Below are 17,678 nucleotides of genomic sequence, written 5' to 3' on the forward strand. Positions count from 1 at the left end.
AAGACAGGGAATGTATTATAAGAGTTTCTATGCTTTTGACGGTAAAATACCGGTACCCGCAGTGATCCGCAGCTATACACAAGCCGATTTCGCAAAACTGATCACGATTCAGTCCGAAGCCTTTCCTCCGCCATATCCGGCAGAGTTATGGTGGAACCGGGAGCAGCTGCTGAATCATGTAACGCTTTTCCCGGAAGGGGCACTATGTGTAGAAGTGGGCGGAGAGCTTGCCGGTTCAGTAACGGGACTCAGAATCCATTATGATCCGGAGGCACCCGCACTTCATCATACCTGGTCGGAAGTTACGGATGACGGATACATTACTACGCATCAGCCGGACGGGAACACGCTGTACATTGCTGATCTGTGTGTCCGTCCTAAATTCCGCAAGCTAGGGCTGGGCAAGGAACTGGTGCAGTCGTTGTACCATGTTGTGGTGGAGCAGAAGCTGCAGCGGCTCCTGGGAGCCGGCAGGATGCCGGGATATCACCTGGTGGCTGACCGGATGACGGCGGAAGAATACCTGGCCGGAGTAGTGGCCGGAACGTGGACTGATCCGGTAATTACTTTTCTGCTGCGCTGCGGGCGGGTGCCGGTGGGCGTTGTAGCGGATTATCTGGAAGATGAGGAATCGGGTAATTACGCAGCGCTTATGGAATGGCGGAACCCTTTTCTATAAGGTTTTCTTTAAGTAACTATAACCGGTAATGGAGGCGAACCCTTTAATATGGAATATACAAGAATTACAAATGTAGCGGATCCGCTGTTCAGACAAGTACATCAGCTGCTGTCCGAAGTCTTTCCTCCCGAGGAAGTGCTGGAATACAGCTTATGGAAGGAGCCCTTGGAGGATCCCGGCATTCGTGTGTTCGCCGCTGTGCATGAAGGTGCAGTTGTAGGCACCACAGAATACCGGTACTATGCGGACTGGAATGTGGCGATGACCGATTTCACCATTATTGGCCGGGAAGGGCTGGGCGTGGGGCGCTTTCTGGCGCAGCGCCGGCTGAAGGATCTGCAGAAGCTGGCGGCTGACAATGGCGGGGAGCTGTTCGGCATGTTCGCCGAGATTTATGATCCTTACCGGGTAGAGCACGGCTTCGGGGGAATCAAGCCTATGGACCCGTTTGTCCGCCGCGAAGTGCTGTCGCATCTGGGATATAAGCGGATCGGCTTCCCGTATGTTCATCCTTCATGGCAGGGTGACGGGGAGGCGGTATCCGGTCTGGATCTGTGTTTTATGCCCGGAAATGAAGATCTGGAGGAGGTCGGGGCGCCGCTCGTTGCTGATTTTCTGACCCGTTATTATGCAGTGCTGGAAGATAAGCCGGAGGCGTGGACCTCTATGGTGGAGCAGCTTAGAAGCAGAGACCGTCTGGCGCTGCTGCCGCTGTAATTATTTTTACGGGTGAAATAGCCATTGAACTGCTCTTCCGGATCAGGATATAGTGTACAATGGGAAAGCGAATATGGCCTTACTGAATATAAGTATGAATAAGCGAGGAACGTGTAATGACTGAAGGACAGCAAGGCAAATTTGCCGTTAGCGTAATGCTGGAAAGCGTGCAGGGCGGTGAGCGGAATGTGGTGCAAAGTGCAGGGGAAGCCATTATGAAAGGGCAATTCCTGTATATCCGCTATGAAGAAACGCAGCCAGGCCCGCAGGGCGGTGAGGTTTCTGTGCGCAACACCCTGAAGATTTCGGACAGCGGAATCAAGCTAATCCGCCATGGTGGTGTTCAGTCGGAGCAATCCTTTGAGCCGGGGCAGCGTCTGCCGGGGTTCTACCGCTCGCCTTATACACAGTTTAATCTCATTACCGATACCCGTAGGCTCGACATGAAACGCGACGGAAAGAAGCTTGCGGTTACATGGGAGTACGACTTGTACGTCTACGACGAGTTATCAGGACAGTTCGCTATAAGTTTGAATATACAGGAGGAACCACAATCATGACACAAAGTTTAAATCCGCTTCAGCTTGCCAATGAACGGGTGAAAGAGGCCATTGCCGAGGCTATCGTAGCCGCCGGCCTGGTGTCCCGGGAAGAGCTTCCGGCGATCGTGCTGGAAGTACCCAAAGACAAGGCGCATGGAGATATGGCTACCAATGCCGCTATGCAGCTCACCAAGATTGCGAAGCGCAATCCCCGACAAATTGCTGAAGCGATTATTGAGCATCTGGATACCGGCCGCGCTTCTATCGAGAAGGCGGAAATTGCCGGCCCGGGCTTCATCAACTTCACGCTGTCCAAAAGCTATCTGTATCCTGTCATTGCGCTCGTTGCCGAGCAGGGTGACGATTATGGCCGCGTAGAGATCGGTAAAGGGCAGAAGGTGGAAGTGGAATTTGTCAGCGCCAATCCTACAGGCAGCCTGCATTTGGGCCATGCCCGCGGAGCTGCTGTCGGCGATGCGCTCTGTAACGTGCTGGATTACGCGGGTTACAAGGTGACGCGTGAGTACTACATCAACGATGCCGGTAACCAGGTCGCCAATCTGTGCAAATCGATTGAGACCCGTTACCTGCAGGAGCTGGGCCAGCCGGCCGAGATGCCTGAGGACGGCTATCACGGCGAAGATATCAAAGGCTTCGCCAAGGAGCTTGTCGCTGAGAAGGGTGACTCCCTGCTGGCAATGACTCCCGGTGACCGGGCGGCATTCTTCCGCACCTACGGCCTAGCCAAGGAGCTGGACAAAATCAAACGCGACCTCAGCCGTTTCCGGGTCAACTTCGATATCTGGTTCAGCGAAACCTCCCTGTACGAGAACGGCGAAGTGCTGCGTTCGCTTGACGAGCTCCGGGAACGCGGTGAAGTGTATGAAGAGGAAGGCGCCACCTGGCTGCAGACCACCAAATACGGTGACGACAAAGACCGCGTGCTGATTAAGAATGACGGTACATACACGTACCTCACACCGGATATTGCCTACCATAGTGACAAATACGGTCGCGGCTACGACAAAATGATCAACATCTGGGGAGCTGACCACCACGGCTACATCCCGCGGATGAAGGCTGCCATGTCGGCGCTCGGCAATGATCCCGAGAAGCTGGTCGTGCTGATTGCCCAAATGGTCAGCCTGTTCCAGAATGGCGAGAAGGTCAAGATGTCCAAGCGTACCGGCAAGGCCGTTACGATGGAAGACCTGATGGAAGAAGTCGGCCTCGACGCCATCCGTTACTTCTTCACGATGCGCAGTATGGATTCGCATCTGGACTTTGACATGGATCTGGCGATTTCGACATCTAATGAGAACCCGGTATTCTATGTCCAGTACGCACATGCACGCATTTGCAGCATTTTCCGCCAGGCGGAAGAGCAGGGCATCGTGCTGCCGGATTATGCCGACATTGATTACAGCAAGCTGACCGCTGTTCATGAATACGACCTGCTCCGCAAAATCGGTGAGCTGCCGGCGGAAATTACGATTGCCGCCGAAGGTTATGCACCGCACCGTCTGGTCCGTTACGTGTATGATCTGGCTTCGCTGTTCCACAGTTACTACAAGGCAGAGCGCGTAATCACCGAGGACGCGGCTCAGACCGTAGCCCGTCTTGCCCTGCTGGGCGCAGCGCGGACGACGATCGCCAACGTCTTGCGTCTGGTTGGTGTTACCGCACCGGACCGGATGTAACTATAGCATCACGCCAAGCGCCGCCCCCGTTAACAGGGGTGGCGCTTTTTAGCATAGGCTTGCTGGCTGAGGCGCGGCATCACCGCCGCACCTAAGCCTTCGCAGCAGCAGCTTTGGCGGTTCCGCCGCCGCCGCTGCGCCGTGCCCGGGCGCCTGCGCGCAGCAGGCGCAGCGCATCGGCCGCGCCGCCGCCCAGCGAGGCGCGGCGCTGGCCCTTACGCAGCCGCACCGGCGAAGCTGTGCGGCGCAAGAGCAGCTTCAGCTCGCGCGGCGACAGCCCCGGCCGCAGCGCGAGCAGCAGGGCCGCGGCACCGGTGACATGCGATGTCGCCATAGAGGTGCCGCTCATTTCTTTATACCCCTCCCGCAGCCAGCAGGAGGGGATGCCCTCGCCCGGACCGTACACGTCGATGTACGGTCCGCGGTTGCTGAAGGCAGCAACGCGCTGCCTTCTGTCCAGGGCGCCTACGGCAATAGTCTCCGGATAGCGCGCGGGGTAATCCCCGCCGCGCTTGCCGTCGTTGCCGCTGGAGGCGATGATGGCGATCCCGGCCCGGTAGGCCTTGATCACCACATCATGCAGAGCTTTGCTCCGGGTCTTCATCCCGAAGCTCATATTAATGATATCGATCTTGTTCTGCACGCACCAATCGATGCCAAGAACTATATCGGACACATAGGCGGAGCCGCTGTGGTCAAAAGCCTTAACCGGATAGATCAGCGCCCGGGGGGCTACGCCCATCATGCCGCGCGTCCCTCCGGCTGCAGCCAGTGTGCCGGCAATATGTGTGCCGTGGCCGTTGTCATCCAGCGGCATCATGCCGCGGTTCAGCAGATTGACCCCGGAAGCGAGCGAATGCTTCAGATCGGGATGGCGGAAGTCCACGCCTGTATCGATGACGCCGATCTTCACGTGGACCCCTGTGGATTTGGACCAGGCCTGCGGGGCATGAATCGCCTTGACCCCCCAGGGCAACATGGCAGAACCGCTCTTATCCGGTGACACGGAGTGAACCTGAATCCGGTGATCTTCTTCTATACATAGGGAATCGGCATAACGGTCCATCAGCTTTCCTGCTCCGGCGGCAGGCACGAAGAAGGCCCGGATCAGCGTAGATACCTGAACCTGCCGCAGCCCCGGCGTTTTAGTCTTAAGTGATTTCCACTGTGATAGCGCTCCGGCATACATGCGGGGATCGTTGAAGGTTACAATACGCCGCTGGGCATTTGTAGGGGCAGCCTTAATCTCTTCAAGCAGCATCTGCCAAAATCCGTAATAATCCATAAGTTACGCCGTCCCCTCCTCGGTGCCGTGCTGCCATATAGTATGAAAAGAGGCAGACGTCCGAATGGGAACTTGCCCTTTTTTAGCGAAATGGGCTGCCCATCGTGTCAAAAGGCGGGGGATTACATAAAATGAACAGAAGGGAACCGCGAGGCCCCTTTGCAACATCCCGTAAGGAGCCGATCCTTGGCGTGGATACAGTCATGCGCGGAGGGTTTCCCTCCGCCTTTTTAATTTAGAATCAGCCTTTTGGGTTACATAGAGGTTCCGGATGATCACTGGGTCTACGGTTTCCCGCAGAAGCGGTTGTATTAGACTTGCAATTTGCCCGCAAATAGGTTTTACTTAGGTTTGTTAATGGATATCATGAATTAAGCATGATTTAATGTGAACAATGCGTGAGAGGAAGTGTCCTTTAGTGAGTACGCCACTCAATTTAAAGCTGGACCCTGAGAAAGTTAAAGAAATGCCGATGGTCGACCTGGCTTTCCTGGTGCTTAAGGCAGCCAATACGCCTTACTACTACCGTGATCTGATGGTTGAGGTTGCCAAGCTGCGTGGTATGACCGATCAAGAGAGCCAAGATACTATTGCCCAGTTATATACCGAGATTAACATTGACGGGCGTTTTGCCTGTGTCGGAACCAACCTTTGGGGCCTGAAACGCTGGTACCCGCTGGAACGCTCCGATGACCCTGTCGGCAACACCAAACGCGTACGTATCATCAACGATGAGGACGACGACTTGGAAGATGACGACTTTGCTGAAGAAGAAGAGAATTACGCTGCTGAGGAAGAGGATTTCGATGCGATTGATGAAGATCGCGACGACCTCTATTCTGACGACGACAGCGAAGAGGAAGTTGACGAAGATGTTGTCATCGATGAAGACGACATTGACGAAGACGAAGTGGATGAGGAAGATTCCGAAGACGGCGAAGAAGACGAAGCCGATGATGAGGAAGAGGAAGATAAATATTAGAATAGTCTTTCCGGCGGTGTAATTCGTCCCTTGACAGGGGCAGGACCGTCAGAGTAAACTATTGCATGGGCTTATAATGAAAGTTAATATGTTTTCTAAAATAAAAAGTGCCCCGGGTCTACGGGTGTCACTTTTTTGTTTTTTTAGATGCCAAAAAACTGCGGTTTTGCTGGTCTTAAATTTTGGCGGTTCTGAAGCAACTTTTGGGTTCCCCGGTTTGATGATGGAAAAAAGGGTTACGATAAACAACAAGCGTCCCCTGAATTTCTGGACTTTATTTAGGAGGGTTTTACAGTGACAAAGTATATTTTTGTAACGGGTGGCGTTGTGTCTTCCCTTGGCAAAGGCATCACCGCCGCTTCGCTGGGCAGGCTGCTCAAGAACAGAGGTCTGAAAGTAACGATCCAGAAATTCGATCCTTACATTAACGTAGACCCTGGAACTATGAGTCCTTATCAGCACGGGGAAGTGTTTGTAACCGATGATGGCGCGGAGACTGACCTCGACCTTGGGCATTATGAACGGTTTATTGATATTAATTTGTCGAAGAACAGCAACGTAACCACGGGTAAGATTTATTCCTCCGTTATCAGCAAAGAGCGCCGCGGGGAATACTTGGGCGGCACCGTTCAGGTTATCCCGCACATCACGAACGAGATCAAGGAACGGGTATTCCGTGCCGGCCGTGAGACTGGTTCTGATGTGGTGATTACCGAGATTGGCGGTACTGTGGGAGATATCGAGAGCTTGCCGTTTATGGAAGCGATCCGTCAGATCAAGAGTGATATCGGCCGTGAGAATGTCATGTACATTCATGTTACCCTGATTCCTTACATCAAGGCTGCAGGCGAAGTGAAGACGAAGCCGACACAGCATAGCGTAAAGGAGCTGCGCAGCATCGGAATTCAGCCGAATGTGATCGTATGCCGTACAGAGTATCCTTTGACCGATGATATGAAGGCCAAGCTTGCCTTGTTCTGTGATATCGATGCGAGTGCCGTTGTGGAATGCCGCGACGCTTCAACACTGTATGAAGTTCCGCTGAACCTGCGTGATGAAGGCTTGGACGAGATTGTAGTCAACCACCTGAAATTGACTACACCTGCGCCGGATATGCGCGAATGGGAGAGCATGCTGGAACGCATCCAGAAGCTGGAACGTACCGTTGAGATTGCCATTGTCGGTAAATATGTAGCGCTCCATGATGCTTATTTGAGCGTTGTAGAGTCACTTTCACATGCGGGATTTGCCTCCAATGCCGAAGTTAAAATCCGGTGGGTAGATGCTGAGCTGGTTACTGACGAGAATGTGGACGAGCTGCTGGGCGGCATCGGCGGCATTCTGGTTCCGGGCGGCTTCGGCGACCGCGGAATCGAAGGCAAGATATCGGCAATCCGCTTTGCGCGTGAGCAGTCCATTCCGTTCTTCGGGATTTGCCTTGGCATGCAGGTGTCTGTGATAGAGTACGGCCGTTCCGTGCTCGGAATGACAGGTGCGAACAGCTCTGAGATCGATCCGGCTACTGCGTATCCGCTGATTGACCTCTTGCCTGAACAGAAGGATATTGAGGATATGGGCGGCACTATGCGCCTCGGACTGTATCCTTGCAAGCTTGCCCCTGGTTCACTTGCGATGTCCTGCTATGATGATGAACTGGTCTATGAACGTCACCGTCACCGGTATGAGTTCAATAACGCTTACCGTGATGAGATGGAAAAAGCAGGTCTGGTCTTCTCCGGAACCTCTCCTGACGGCCGTTTGGTAGAAATTGTTGAGCTGCCGGGACATCCTTGGTTCCTGTCCGTGCAATTCCATCCGGAATTCACTTCCCGTCCGAACCGTCCGCAGCCGCTGTTCCGTGAATTTGTTAAAGCTTCGCTTACCCATTCCGAACAGCTGTAATTAATATCGTCAGGCCTGTAAGGGCCTGCGGGAGCCTCCTTACGGGGGCTCTCTTTTTTGAAAATAAGAGAAAGCTATATGTTTTACGCGATGCCTTATCCCTATATTTCTCTTGTGATAGACCTCATAAACGATATCTGCAGAATTACAAGGGGACTGTACTACCGCTTTTTAACTGGAAATACACCTTTATATGGCATAGATTTACGCATTTTAACCAATTAGCAGGATTTTGGCTACAAAGCACGAATAATAGGTTTCGTATAGACTAAGTTGAAGCGGGGCCGTTAGCTGTGAGAGAGCGCGGTATAGACAATCTGCCTTAAATTCTGGGAGGGTATCGTATGGAAAAAAAAGAAAGTATTAATTGTCGATGATCAGAATGGAATCCGGATTCTCCTCATGGAAGTATTTAATAGTGAAGGTTATGCCACCTTTCAGGCAGCTAACGGAAAATTGGCACTGGATATCGTCCGCAATGAATCGCCGGATATGGTTCTGCTCGATATGAAGATCCCGGGGATGGACGGGCTGGAGATTCTCAAGCATTTGAAGGAGCTGAATCCGGCCATTAAAGTAATTATGATGACGGCTTACGGAGAACTGGACATGATCAAGGAAGCGACGAAGCTGGGAGCTCTGATGCATTTTACCAAGCCGTTTGATATCGATGAGATGCGGGTTGCCGTTAATATGCATCTGCATAACAAGTCGGTAGATCAATGCAGCTAGCTTAGAAATGTACAGTTTGGGTAAGTCCTGTTATGGATACGCTAAAGAGGGAAAGTCCCGCAGGAATATGGGCTGGCTGAATATCGTCCCACCGGGACATTTTTTTTGTGTATCCTATTTAGTATTTGACACAGGATGTGCTATAATAGGCCTGTATGTGATGTCGGCTTATATAAGCAACTCAAACATTTTAGGAGGATTGAAACCATGCCATTAGTATCTATGACAGACATGTTAACCAAAGCACTTGAAGGAAAATATGCAGTTGGCCAGTTCAACATCAATAACCTGGAGTGGACTCAAGCGATTCTTGGTGCAGCAGAAGAAGAGAAATCACCAGTAATCCTTGGCGTATCCGAAGGCGCAGCTCGTCACATGGGCGGCTTCTACACTGTAGTTAAGATGGTTGAAGGTCTTATTCATGACATGAAAATCACCGTTCCTGTAGCTATCCACTTGGACCACGGTTCAAGCTTTGACAAATGTAAAGATGCAATCGATGCCGGATTTACTTCCGTAATGATCGACGGCTCCCACCACCCAATCGACGAGAACATTGAAATGACCAAGAAGGTTGTTGATTATGCTCACGCTAAAGGTGTTTCTGTAGAAGCTGAAGTTGGTACTGTAGGCGGACAGGAAGATGACGTTATCGGCGGCATCCAATACGCTGACCTTAACGAATGCGTACGCATCGTCAAAGAAACCGGCATCGACACATTGGCTCCGGCTCTGGGTTCTGTACACGGTCCTTACCTGGGTGAACCGAACCTTGGATTTAAGGAAATGGAAGAAATCCGTGATGCAGTTAACCTTCCGCTCGTGCTTCACGGCGGTACTGGTATTCCTGTACATGACATTCAGAAATCCATCTCCCTGGGTACTTCCAAGATCAACGTAAACACCGAGAACCAAATCGCGTTTGCTAAAGTTGTCCGCGAAGTTCTGGCTGCTAAACCGGATGCATACGATCCGCGTACATTCATCGCTCCAGGCCGTGAAGCCATCAAACAAACCGTTATTGGCAAAATCCGTGAATTCGGATCCAGCAACAAAGCGTAATATTAACTCTGCCGCGTAACGGGACAGGTTATTTATTGCTGTCCCGCCTGCATATCTTTACCAGAAGAGTACGCTGCACAGCCGGTGTCTTTCCGGTAAAGTCATTTCAGATTTCCTCAGAAACGGGTGCCGTCCTTAAGCAAGGGCGGCGCAGCCGTTTCTTCTTCTAATGACCATGTCACCACAAGCCACAGCTGGTATTGCCAGAACAAGCCGCAATACACGTAGGGGGAACCAGATAAATTTATGGAAAAATTAATGATTGGCGGCGGACGTCCGCTAGAGGGCGTTGTAACCATCAGCGGAGCAAAGAACAGCGCAATTGCGCTTATTCCAGCGGCGATTTTGGCTGAATCTGAGGTGGTGCTGGATAACCTGCCTGCTCTTAGTGATGTGGCCGTTTACTCCGAAATTCTGGAGGAGCTTGGCGCGAGTGTATCGTGGACCGGCAGCCAGATGAGAATTAATCCCTCCCGTATCGTATCCATTCCCATGCCTAACGGACCGGTCAAGAAACTCCGGGCTTCTTATTATATGATGGGTGCGCTTCTCGGCAGATTCAAAGAGGCGACTATTGGTCTTCCCGGCGGCTGTAATTTTGAGCCCCGTCCGATTGACCAGCATATCAAAGGCTTTGAAGCGCTTGGTGCGACTGTAACCAACGATCATGGCTCTATTCACTTGTATGCCAAGGAACTGCGTGGTGCAAAGATCTATCTGGATGTATCCAGTGTTGGAGCCACAATAAATATTATGCTGGCGGCCTCACGTGCCAAAGGCTCTACAATTATTGAAAATGCGGCTAAAGAGCCTGAGATTATAGATGTAGCTACCCTATTAAACTCTATGGGCGCTGTTATTAAAGGCGCCGGTACAGAAACGATCCGGATTGAAGGCGTAACTGAAATGCATGGTTGCCGCCATTCCATCATTCCTGACCGAATTCAAGCGGGAACATACATGATTGCCGCTGCGGCAACGCGTGGCAATGTGCTGATAGATAACGTGATTCCCAAGCATCTGGAGGCGCTGACCGCCAAGCTGCTGGAAATGGGAGTAGATATAGAAGAGCTGGATGAGAGTATCCGGGTCATCGGCAGAGCCAAGTACCAGCATGCTGATGTCAAAGCGTTGATATACCCCGGCTTCGCCACAGATTTGCAATCTCCGATGACAAGCATGCTGACTCAGGCTGAAGGCGTTAGCGTCCTGAGCGATTTCGTATACAGCAACCGGTTCAAGCATGTGCCTGAATTAGTCCGTATGGGCGCCAAGATTCGCGTTGAAGGACGTTCCGCAATTATTGAGGGCGGCAAGCTCAATGCCGCGAAGGTGAAGGCTGCCGATTTACGGGCAGGTGCGGCTCTGGTGATTGCCGGACTGACCGTTGAGGAAGGTATTACCGAAGTGACAGGCGTGGAGTATATAGACCGCGGTTATGATAACCTCGTAAGCAACCTGCGCAATTTAGGTGCCGAAGTCTGGCGCGAGAACGAATAAGTACTTTACCCGGAACGAATGGAAGGAGCGAAATTTGCCTTTAAACTGCATATCTCCTTCCAATTCGGGTAATCCTATCCTAATAAGCATTTTCATAGACTCATATTTTGCCCGGCAGTCCCCGCCGGAAGAACTCATTATAAAAATTGAATAGGTGGTTATCACACATGGATCTTCAAATTTCCGATCTGGAAGAAATGAAGCTGACCGATCTGTATAAGCTGGCTAAGAAATACCAGATCCCTTATTACGGAACGCTCAAGAAGCGGGAGCTGATCTTCGCGATTCTCCGGGCGCAGGCTGAGCAGAGCGGTCTTATGTTTATGGAAGGCGTACTTGAGATCCTGCCGGAAGGTTACGGTTTCCTTAGACCGATTAACTACTTGCCGAGTGCGGAGGATATTTATATCTCTGCTTCGCAGATCCGCAAGTTTGATCTTAGAAGCGGCGACCTTGTATCCGGGAAATGCCGGACACCCAAAGAGAATGAACGTTATTTCGGATTGCTTCAAGTCAATGCCGTCAATGGAGAGAACCCGGCCAGTGCAGCTGAACGATTACATTTCCCGGCACTTACACCTCTTTATCCGCAAGACAAGCTGCCGCTTGAAACATCCCCTACCCATTTATCTACCCGAATAATGGATTTGCTTGCTCCTGTAGGTTTAGGGCAGCGCGGTTTGATTGTAGCACCTCCCAAAGCAGGAAAGACGCTCCTCCTAAAAGAAATTGCCAACAGTATCTCCACCAACAATCCTGAGATTGCACTGTTTGTACTGCTGATTGATGAACGTCCTGAGGAAGTAACCGATATGCAGCGTTCCGTCAAGGGCGAGGTGGTAGCTTCAACGTTCGACGAGCTTCCGGAGAATCATATCAAAGTGGCTGAGCTTGTTCTGCAGCGGGCACTGCGCCTTGTAGAGCACAAGAAAGATGTCGTTATTCTGCTGGACAGCATTACCCGTCTGGCCCGTGCTTACAATCTAGTGGTTCCGCCATCCGGCCGGACACTGAGCGGAGGGATTGATCCTGCGGCCTTCCATCGTCCTAAGCGTTTCTTCGGTTCTGCGCGGAACGTAGAAGAAGGCGGAAGCCTGACTATACTTGCAACAGCGCTGATCGATACCGGGTCGCGCATGGACGATATTATTTACGAGGAATTCAAAGGTACAGGGAATATGGAGCTTCACCTGGACCGCAAGCTGGCAGAACGCCGTATCTTCCCGGCCATCGATATCCGCCGTTCGGGTACACGGCGCGAGGAAGTATTGCTTAGCAAGGAAGAACTGGATACCATCTGGTCGATCCGCAAAAATATGAATGAATCCTACGACTTCGTAGAAGGATTCCTGAAAAAACTGCGTGACACCAAGACGAATGCTGAGTTCCTGGCCTCTTTTGATGTGGCCGGCAACAAGGATTCCTCGTCAGCAAACAGTACTGCCAGCAAAGGCGGAACATCGAACAGCGGCTCATCGGCCCGCCGTACTACGCGGCCCAAGACGCCTTCTATGCCTACAACCTGAGAATTGATAACAAGAGGAGACTAACATGTATTTGGTATATGCCGACGGGCAAGGAAACGTATATGATCATCCCGAGCTGTACGGGCTGGCCCGCAGCGGGGATATGATTGTTGAGATACTGGAGGAAGAATTGATCCCGCTGCCTGAAGGCGCTACTCTAGTAGGTCTGCCTAATACGCGAGCAATAGGGATGAATCCCGGGACAGGCGAAATGATGCCGTTGCCCGCAGGCTCACAGGCTGTTGGAGCGCTGTTGCCGCAGGGCTTTACCCGTCTGTGCCTTCCCGGCTATGTCAAGACAGATAAGTCGTATAAGCTTCCGCTTTTCGGTTATTCCGCTGTAGTGTGGAAGGATGGCGGATTCTATGTAGCGGCGGATCCTACAGATGATACGGAGCAGTGGAACCCTTTGAATTGTGACCGGGAAGATGTAAAGGCCGGTGTTGGTAATTTGACCGCCAAGTATCCCGAGAACCGCCTGTACGGCCATCTGTCCAACTGTGCGCTGGAATACGAGTGCCTGACCTCTTCCAATACCTTCTTGGGCCGCTGGGAAGGTGCTGTTCCGGTCTCCTACTCGTGCAATGCCGGCTGCTTCGGCTGTATCTCGGAACAGCCTGATGACAGCGGGTTTGTGTCGCCGCAGACGCGGATGAACTTCCGTCCTACAGTGAGTGAAGTCTCACAGGTCATGCTGGAGCACCTGAAGACGCCAGAGTCTATTGTTAGCTTTGGGCAGGGCTGTGAAGGCGAACCTTCTACCCAGGCGAAGATAATCATTGAGTCCATCCGTGAAGTACGCTCCGCTACGGATATGGGTTATATCAATATCAATACAAACGCAGGGTTAAGCGATCATATCCGCGGTATTGTGGATGCTGGCCTTGACCTTATGCGGGTCAGCATAATCAGTGCGCTGGATGATCACTATAATGCATACTACAAGCCGCGCGGTTATACACTGGCTAATGTAGAGAAGTCTCTGAAATATGCAGCTTCACAGGGAGTGTACACTTCCATTAATTATCTGATTTTTCCGGGTGTCACGGACCGCGAAGAAGAGATTGAGGCGATGGTTGAGTTCGTCAGACGTACAGATATTAAGCTAATTCAGATGCGGAATCTTAATATTGACCCGGAGAGCTATCTGGAGCTGATTCCTCCTGCACAAGGCGAGATACTTGGGATGAAGACGATGCTTGAGATCTTCCGCGAGGAGCTGCCGGATGTTGTGATTGGCTCCTTCACCCATGTTCCGCCTGCTGAACTGGCCCGCACCAAGCAGCGCAGAGTGCACCGGTAACCGATAACTTGAGTCTTGCCCAACCTCTTGCAGCGCCTCGGCTTCCATGCTAGAATGTAGCTTGCGTAATCATATAACTCTAAGTCCGCATGAGGCTTAGGGCGTGAGAGGTGAATATTCAAATGCAAACAGCAATTCAACCCAAGTACAATGTAACTAAGGTAACCTGCGCTTGTGGCAACTCCTTTGAAGCTGGCTCTGCCAAAGAAGAGCTCCGCATCGAAATTTGCTCCAGCTGCCATCCGTTCTTCACCGGCAAGCAGAAGTTCCTGGATGCCGGCGGCCGAGTTGATAAATTCAAGAAGAAATACGGTATCTAAATGCACTGCCGCTTAGCGGTATAAGGATTGAGACCCCTGCGGCTGTAGAAGCTGCTGGGGTCTTCTTTTAATTACATTTGATTTTTGTCCGGCCGTAAGCTATACTTATCTTCGCCGTGCTAGACGGGGAGGTAGCGGTGCCCTGTAACTCGCAATCCGCTGTAGCGAGGTTGAATTCCTGTTAGAGGTGCTGTCGATGTGAGGCCTTGGTTCCTATGGGCTGTGTTGACGGTTGGGTCCTCCGCAATGAGTGCTTATGAACCTGGTCAGGTCCGGAAGGAAGCAGCCATAAGTGAGTTTACTCTTGTGCCGGAGGGTGGCCTAGCCCGAGCAGTTTTGTAGGGTTGCCGCTTGGATCGCAGTCATCAATAACGGGTGCACGGTTTAAATATTATTATGATAGCGTCTTTGCCACAAGCGAAGATGCTTTTTGTTTTTGGTCAAAGACTGGGGAATATAGTATAATAAATTAGCGACAAATGCCGGAAAGCGGCAGCCTGAGAGAGGGTAATGCATAGTGGAACATATCGCGCTGTACCGTGCTTGGCGGCCGCAGTCGTTTCAAGATATGGTAGGGCAGCAGCATATTATCCAGACGCTGCAGAATGCGATCCGTGAACAGCGGGTTTCGCATGCCTATCTGTTCAGCGGCCCGCGGGGGACCGGTAAGACAAGTGCTGCCAAGGTACTGGCCAAAGCGGTCAATTGCGAGCGGGGCCCGGGCCCGGAGCCATGTAATGAATGTCCGTCTTGTCTGCGGATCACAGCGGGCAACGTAATGGATGTCCAGGAGATTGATGCGGCCTCCAACCGGGGTGTTGAAGAGATTCGCGATCTGCGGGATAAGGTGAAATATGCACCTACCGAAGTACGCCGAAAAGTGTATATTATTGATGAAGTGCATATGCTGACAACAGAGGCGTTCAACGCCCTGCTTAAGACGCTGGAAGAACCGCCGCCGCATGTAATGTTTATTCTGGCAACGACAGAGCCTCATAAACTGCCGGCTACGATCATTTCACGCTGCCAGCGCTTTGACTTCCGCCGGGTTTCCCTGGAGGAACAGACCGGCTGGCTGTCAGAGATATGCCAGAAGGAAGGCATCACAGCGGATGCAGATGCACTGCAGTACATCGCCCGTCTGTCTGACGGGGGGATGCGTGATGCGCTGAGCATACTCGACCAGATTTCGTCTTTTACAGACGGGAATGTGACGTATCAGCAGGTGCTGGGAATGACTGGAGGGATTCCATCCGAGCAGTTTGCCCGTCTTGCTACAGCCATTCTGGAAAGCGATATGGGTCTGCTGCTGGAACTTGTCGAGCAGCTGATGCACGAGGGTAAGAGTGCCGACAAGTGTCTGGAGAATCTTTTGTATTATTTCCGTGATTTACTTATGATCAAGATGGTGCCGGGGGCAGACCAGCTAACGGACCGTGTGCTGAATCCGGCGGAATTCCGTGATATGGCAGCAGCCTTTACACGTGACCGGCTGTTCCTGATTGTGGAGACGCTGAGCCGTTATCTTGGAGAGATGAAATATGCCACTCATCCGCAGACTTTATTTGAAGTAGCGCTCATGAAGCTGTGCAGCACCCAGCAGGAAGCCGCTCCTTCGGCGGGCGTTCCGTCCTTGAGTGCTGTAGCACCTGAAGCGGGAAGAAGCTCCAGCCCGGCGGATGCGGGAGAGCTGGATATGCTCAAACGGCAGATTGCAGCGCTGGAGAAGAAGCTTGAGCAGGCCATCCAATCCGGAGGCGTTGCCGGCGGAGGGCGTGAGCAGGCTGCGCCGCAGAGAGCGGCCGTCCAGCCAAGCGCTCCAAGGGTATCATCTGCCGCCAAGCTTCCGCCGCAGCTCGATAAGTTCATTGCAGGTAAAGACAGCGCTGATTTTGGCAATGTCTATAAGCAGTGGAGCCATGTCCTGCAGGGTGTGAAGGAAGAGAAGGTAACCGTACATGCCTGGTTTGTAGATGGTGAGCCGGTGGCAGTTATGGAAGATGCAGTGCTGGTCGCCTTCAAGAACACGATTCACCGGGACACGACTGAGAAGCCGGCCAACCGGCAGGTCATCGAGAACGTAATGAGTGCCAAGCTGGGTAAACCATACCGGCTGGTGACGATGCTGCTGCGTGACTGGAATGAGGCCGCGACCAAATCAGCTTCCAAGGCCAGTACAGAAGAACTGCGTCTGGAGCATGAACACGAGACTGTTGAAGCCAAACCCGAACCATGGATTGACGAGGCGATCCAGCTCTTTGGAGAAGACCTTGTTGTCATAAAAGAATAGAGCTTTAAGCATATTAGCGCAGAAGCGCATCCCAAAGGAGAGACGATGTATGAATAATATGAACCAAATGATGAAGCAGGTTAAAAAAATGCAGGAGCAAATGCTCAAAGCCCAAGAGGAACTTGGCGGCAAGACTATTGAAGGCTCGTCCGGCGGCGGCGTGGTTACCGTTCAAGTGAACGGCCACAAAAAATTGCTGTCCATCCAGATTAAACCGGAGGTTGTTGATCCGGAAGATATCGAAATGCTGCAGGATCTCGTGATCACTGCTGTCAATGATGCTCTTACCCAGGCTGAAGAGTTGGCTAACAACGATATGGGTAAATTCACCGGCGGAATGAAGATCCCTGGCTTATTCTAGGCTTACTCCACTCCCGACCAAAGGAGAACCATTACTTTGTATTATCCAGAACCGCTAGCCAAGCTAATAGAAGCTTTTACACGTTTGCCGGGGATTGGCCCGAAGACAGCTGCCCGGCTGGCCTTTCATGTGCTGAACATGAAGGAGGATGAGGTGATTGATTTCGCCAAGGCCCTGGTCAGTGTCAAACGGAACCTTCATTATTGCTCGGTCTGCTGTAACATTACCGATACTGACCCGTGCCGGATCTGCCAGGACAAAACCCGCGATGCTTCGGTAATTTGTGTGGTTCAGGACTCCAAGGATCTGGTGGCTATAGAAAGAACCAAAGAGTTTGACGGCTATTATCATGTGCTGCAGGGAGCCATATCGCCTATGGAAGGCATAGGGCCTGATGATATACGGCTCAAGGAGCTGCTGACCAGACTTAGTGATGAGCGGGTGAAGGAGCTGATAATGGCGACCAATCCCAACATTGAGGGTGAGGCGACAGCTATGTACATCTCCCGTCTCGTGCGTCCGTTCGAGATCAAGATCACCAGGATAGCCCATGGCTTGCCTGTAGGCGGAGATCTGGAGTATGCGGATGAGGTAACCCTGTCGAAGGCGCTGGAAGGCCGTCGTGAGCTGTTCTAAGCGTTCTGTCATTGAATTATATTTAAGGGGGCCCATAGGGCTCCCTTTTTTAATAGCTAAGAATTTACATTCTCCTGAAATAGCTGATGTCCAATAAAAGGTTAGACAGGCACAGCTTCCTGGTTCTAAGTTTGTCCCTAT

General features: G+C 51.8%; 16 protein-coding genes and 1 other RNA gene. 16 read left to right on the top strand and 1 reads right to left on the bottom strand.

Annotated features, from left to right (window positions below):
- Positions 1 to 10: 10 nt before the first annotated feature.
- The 4 genes from PBOR_RS00540 to argS all read left to right on the top strand — a co-directional run bounded on the left by PBOR_RS00540 (position 11) and on the right by argS (position 3,638).
- Positions 11 to 679, top strand: coding sequence for a GNAT family N-acetyltransferase (locus PBOR_RS00540; protein ID WP_042209984.1), 669 nt, complete (start codon positions 11 to 13; stop codon positions 677 to 679).
- A 48-nt stretch (positions 680 to 727) separates the two neighbouring features.
- A complete protein-coding gene (locus PBOR_RS00545) occupies positions 728 to 1,396 on the top strand; it encodes a hypothetical protein (RefSeq protein WP_042209986.1) in 669 nt (222 codons plus the stop codon).
- Positions 1,397 to 1,512: 116 nt separating this feature from the next.
- Positions 1,513 to 1,956, top strand: a complete 444-nt coding sequence (locus PBOR_RS00550) for a YwiB family protein (protein WP_042209987.1) — start codon at positions 1,513 to 1,515, stop codon at positions 1,954 to 1,956.
- Positions 1,953 to 3,638 (top strand): arginine--tRNA ligase, encoded by a 1,686-nt coding sequence (gene argS / locus PBOR_RS00555; protein WP_042209988.1) that lies wholly within the window; start codon positions 1,953 to 1,955, stop codon positions 3,636 to 3,638. Before PBOR_RS00550 ends, argS begins: the two co-directional genes overlap by 4 nt.
- Positions 3,639 to 3,729: 91 nt before the next feature.
- Here the strand turns inward: argS and PBOR_RS00560 are convergent, their stop codons facing one another.
- A complete protein-coding gene (locus PBOR_RS00560) occupies positions 3,730 to 4,923 on the bottom strand; it encodes a S8 family peptidase (protein ID WP_042209989.1) in 1,194 nt (397 codons plus the stop codon).
- 418 nt (positions 4,924 to 5,341) lie between these two features.
- Between PBOR_RS00560 and rpoE the strand changes: the two genes are divergently transcribed.
- The 12 genes from rpoE to recR all read left to right on the top strand — a co-directional run bounded on the left by rpoE (position 5,342) and on the right by recR (position 17,537).
- A complete protein-coding gene (rpoE, locus tag PBOR_RS00565; protein ID WP_042209990.1) occupies positions 5,342 to 5,905 on the top strand; it encodes a DNA-directed RNA polymerase subunit delta in 564 nt (187 codons plus the stop codon).
- 294 nt (positions 5,906 to 6,199) lie between these two features.
- Complete coding sequence (locus tag PBOR_RS00570) at positions 6,200 to 7,807, top strand: CTP synthase (RefSeq protein ID WP_042209991.1); 1,608 nt, start codon at positions 6,200 to 6,202, stop codon at positions 7,805 to 7,807.
- A 402-nt stretch (positions 7,808 to 8,209) separates the two neighbouring features.
- Positions 8,210 to 8,539, top strand: coding sequence for a response regulator (locus PBOR_RS00575; protein ID WP_042209992.1), 330 nt, complete (start codon positions 8,210 to 8,212; stop codon positions 8,537 to 8,539).
- A gap of 207 nt (positions 8,540 to 8,746) precedes the next feature.
- Positions 8,747 to 9,601, top strand: a complete 855-nt coding sequence (fba, locus tag PBOR_RS00580) for a class II fructose-1,6-bisphosphate aldolase (RefSeq protein ID WP_042209993.1) — start codon at positions 8,747 to 8,749, stop codon at positions 9,599 to 9,601.
- A 246-nt stretch (positions 9,602 to 9,847) separates the two neighbouring features.
- Positions 9,848 to 11,101: a UDP-N-acetylglucosamine 1-carboxyvinyltransferase gene (locus PBOR_RS00585; RefSeq protein WP_039309636.1), complete on the top strand. Its 1,254-nt coding sequence runs from the start codon at positions 9,848 to 9,850 to the stop codon at positions 11,099 to 11,101.
- A 167-nt stretch (positions 11,102 to 11,268) separates the two neighbouring features.
- Positions 11,269 to 12,627 (top strand): transcription termination factor Rho, encoded by a 1,359-nt coding sequence (gene rho, locus PBOR_RS00590; protein WP_042209994.1) that lies wholly within the window; start codon positions 11,269 to 11,271, stop codon positions 12,625 to 12,627.
- A 25-nt stretch (positions 12,628 to 12,652) separates the two neighbouring features.
- A complete protein-coding gene (locus tag PBOR_RS00595; RefSeq protein ID WP_042209995.1) occupies positions 12,653 to 13,930 on the top strand; it encodes a radical SAM family protein in 1,278 nt (425 codons plus the stop codon).
- A 122-nt stretch (positions 13,931 to 14,052) separates the two neighbouring features.
- Positions 14,053 to 14,250, top strand: a complete 198-nt coding sequence (rpmE, locus tag PBOR_RS00600; protein WP_042209996.1) for a 50S ribosomal protein L31 — start codon at positions 14,053 to 14,055, stop codon at positions 14,248 to 14,250.
- Positions 14,251 to 14,364: 114 nt separating this feature from the next.
- Positions 14,365 to 14,633, top strand: an RNA gene (gene ffs, locus PBOR_RS35970) — signal recognition particle sRNA large type.
- 134 nt (positions 14,634 to 14,767) lie between these two features.
- Entirely contained in the window at positions 14,768 to 16,540 is a 1,773-nt protein-coding gene (gene dnaX / locus PBOR_RS00605; protein ID WP_042209997.1) for a DNA polymerase III subunit gamma/tau, read from the top strand.
- A gap of 49 nt (positions 16,541 to 16,589) precedes the next feature.
- Positions 16,590 to 16,901: a YbaB/EbfC family nucleoid-associated protein gene (locus tag PBOR_RS00610; RefSeq protein ID WP_039309650.1), complete on the top strand. Its 312-nt coding sequence runs from the start codon at positions 16,590 to 16,592 to the stop codon at positions 16,899 to 16,901.
- A gap of 36 nt (positions 16,902 to 16,937) precedes the next feature.
- Entirely contained in the window at positions 16,938 to 17,537 is a 600-nt protein-coding gene (recR, locus tag PBOR_RS00615) for a recombination mediator RecR (protein WP_036698882.1), read from the top strand.
- The last annotated feature ends 141 nt before the right edge of the window (positions 17,538 to 17,678 follow it).

The organism is Paenibacillus borealis (genome assembly GCF_000758665.1).
GTDB lineage: Bacteria > Bacillota > Bacilli > Paenibacillales > Paenibacillaceae > Paenibacillus_AQ > Paenibacillus_AQ borealis.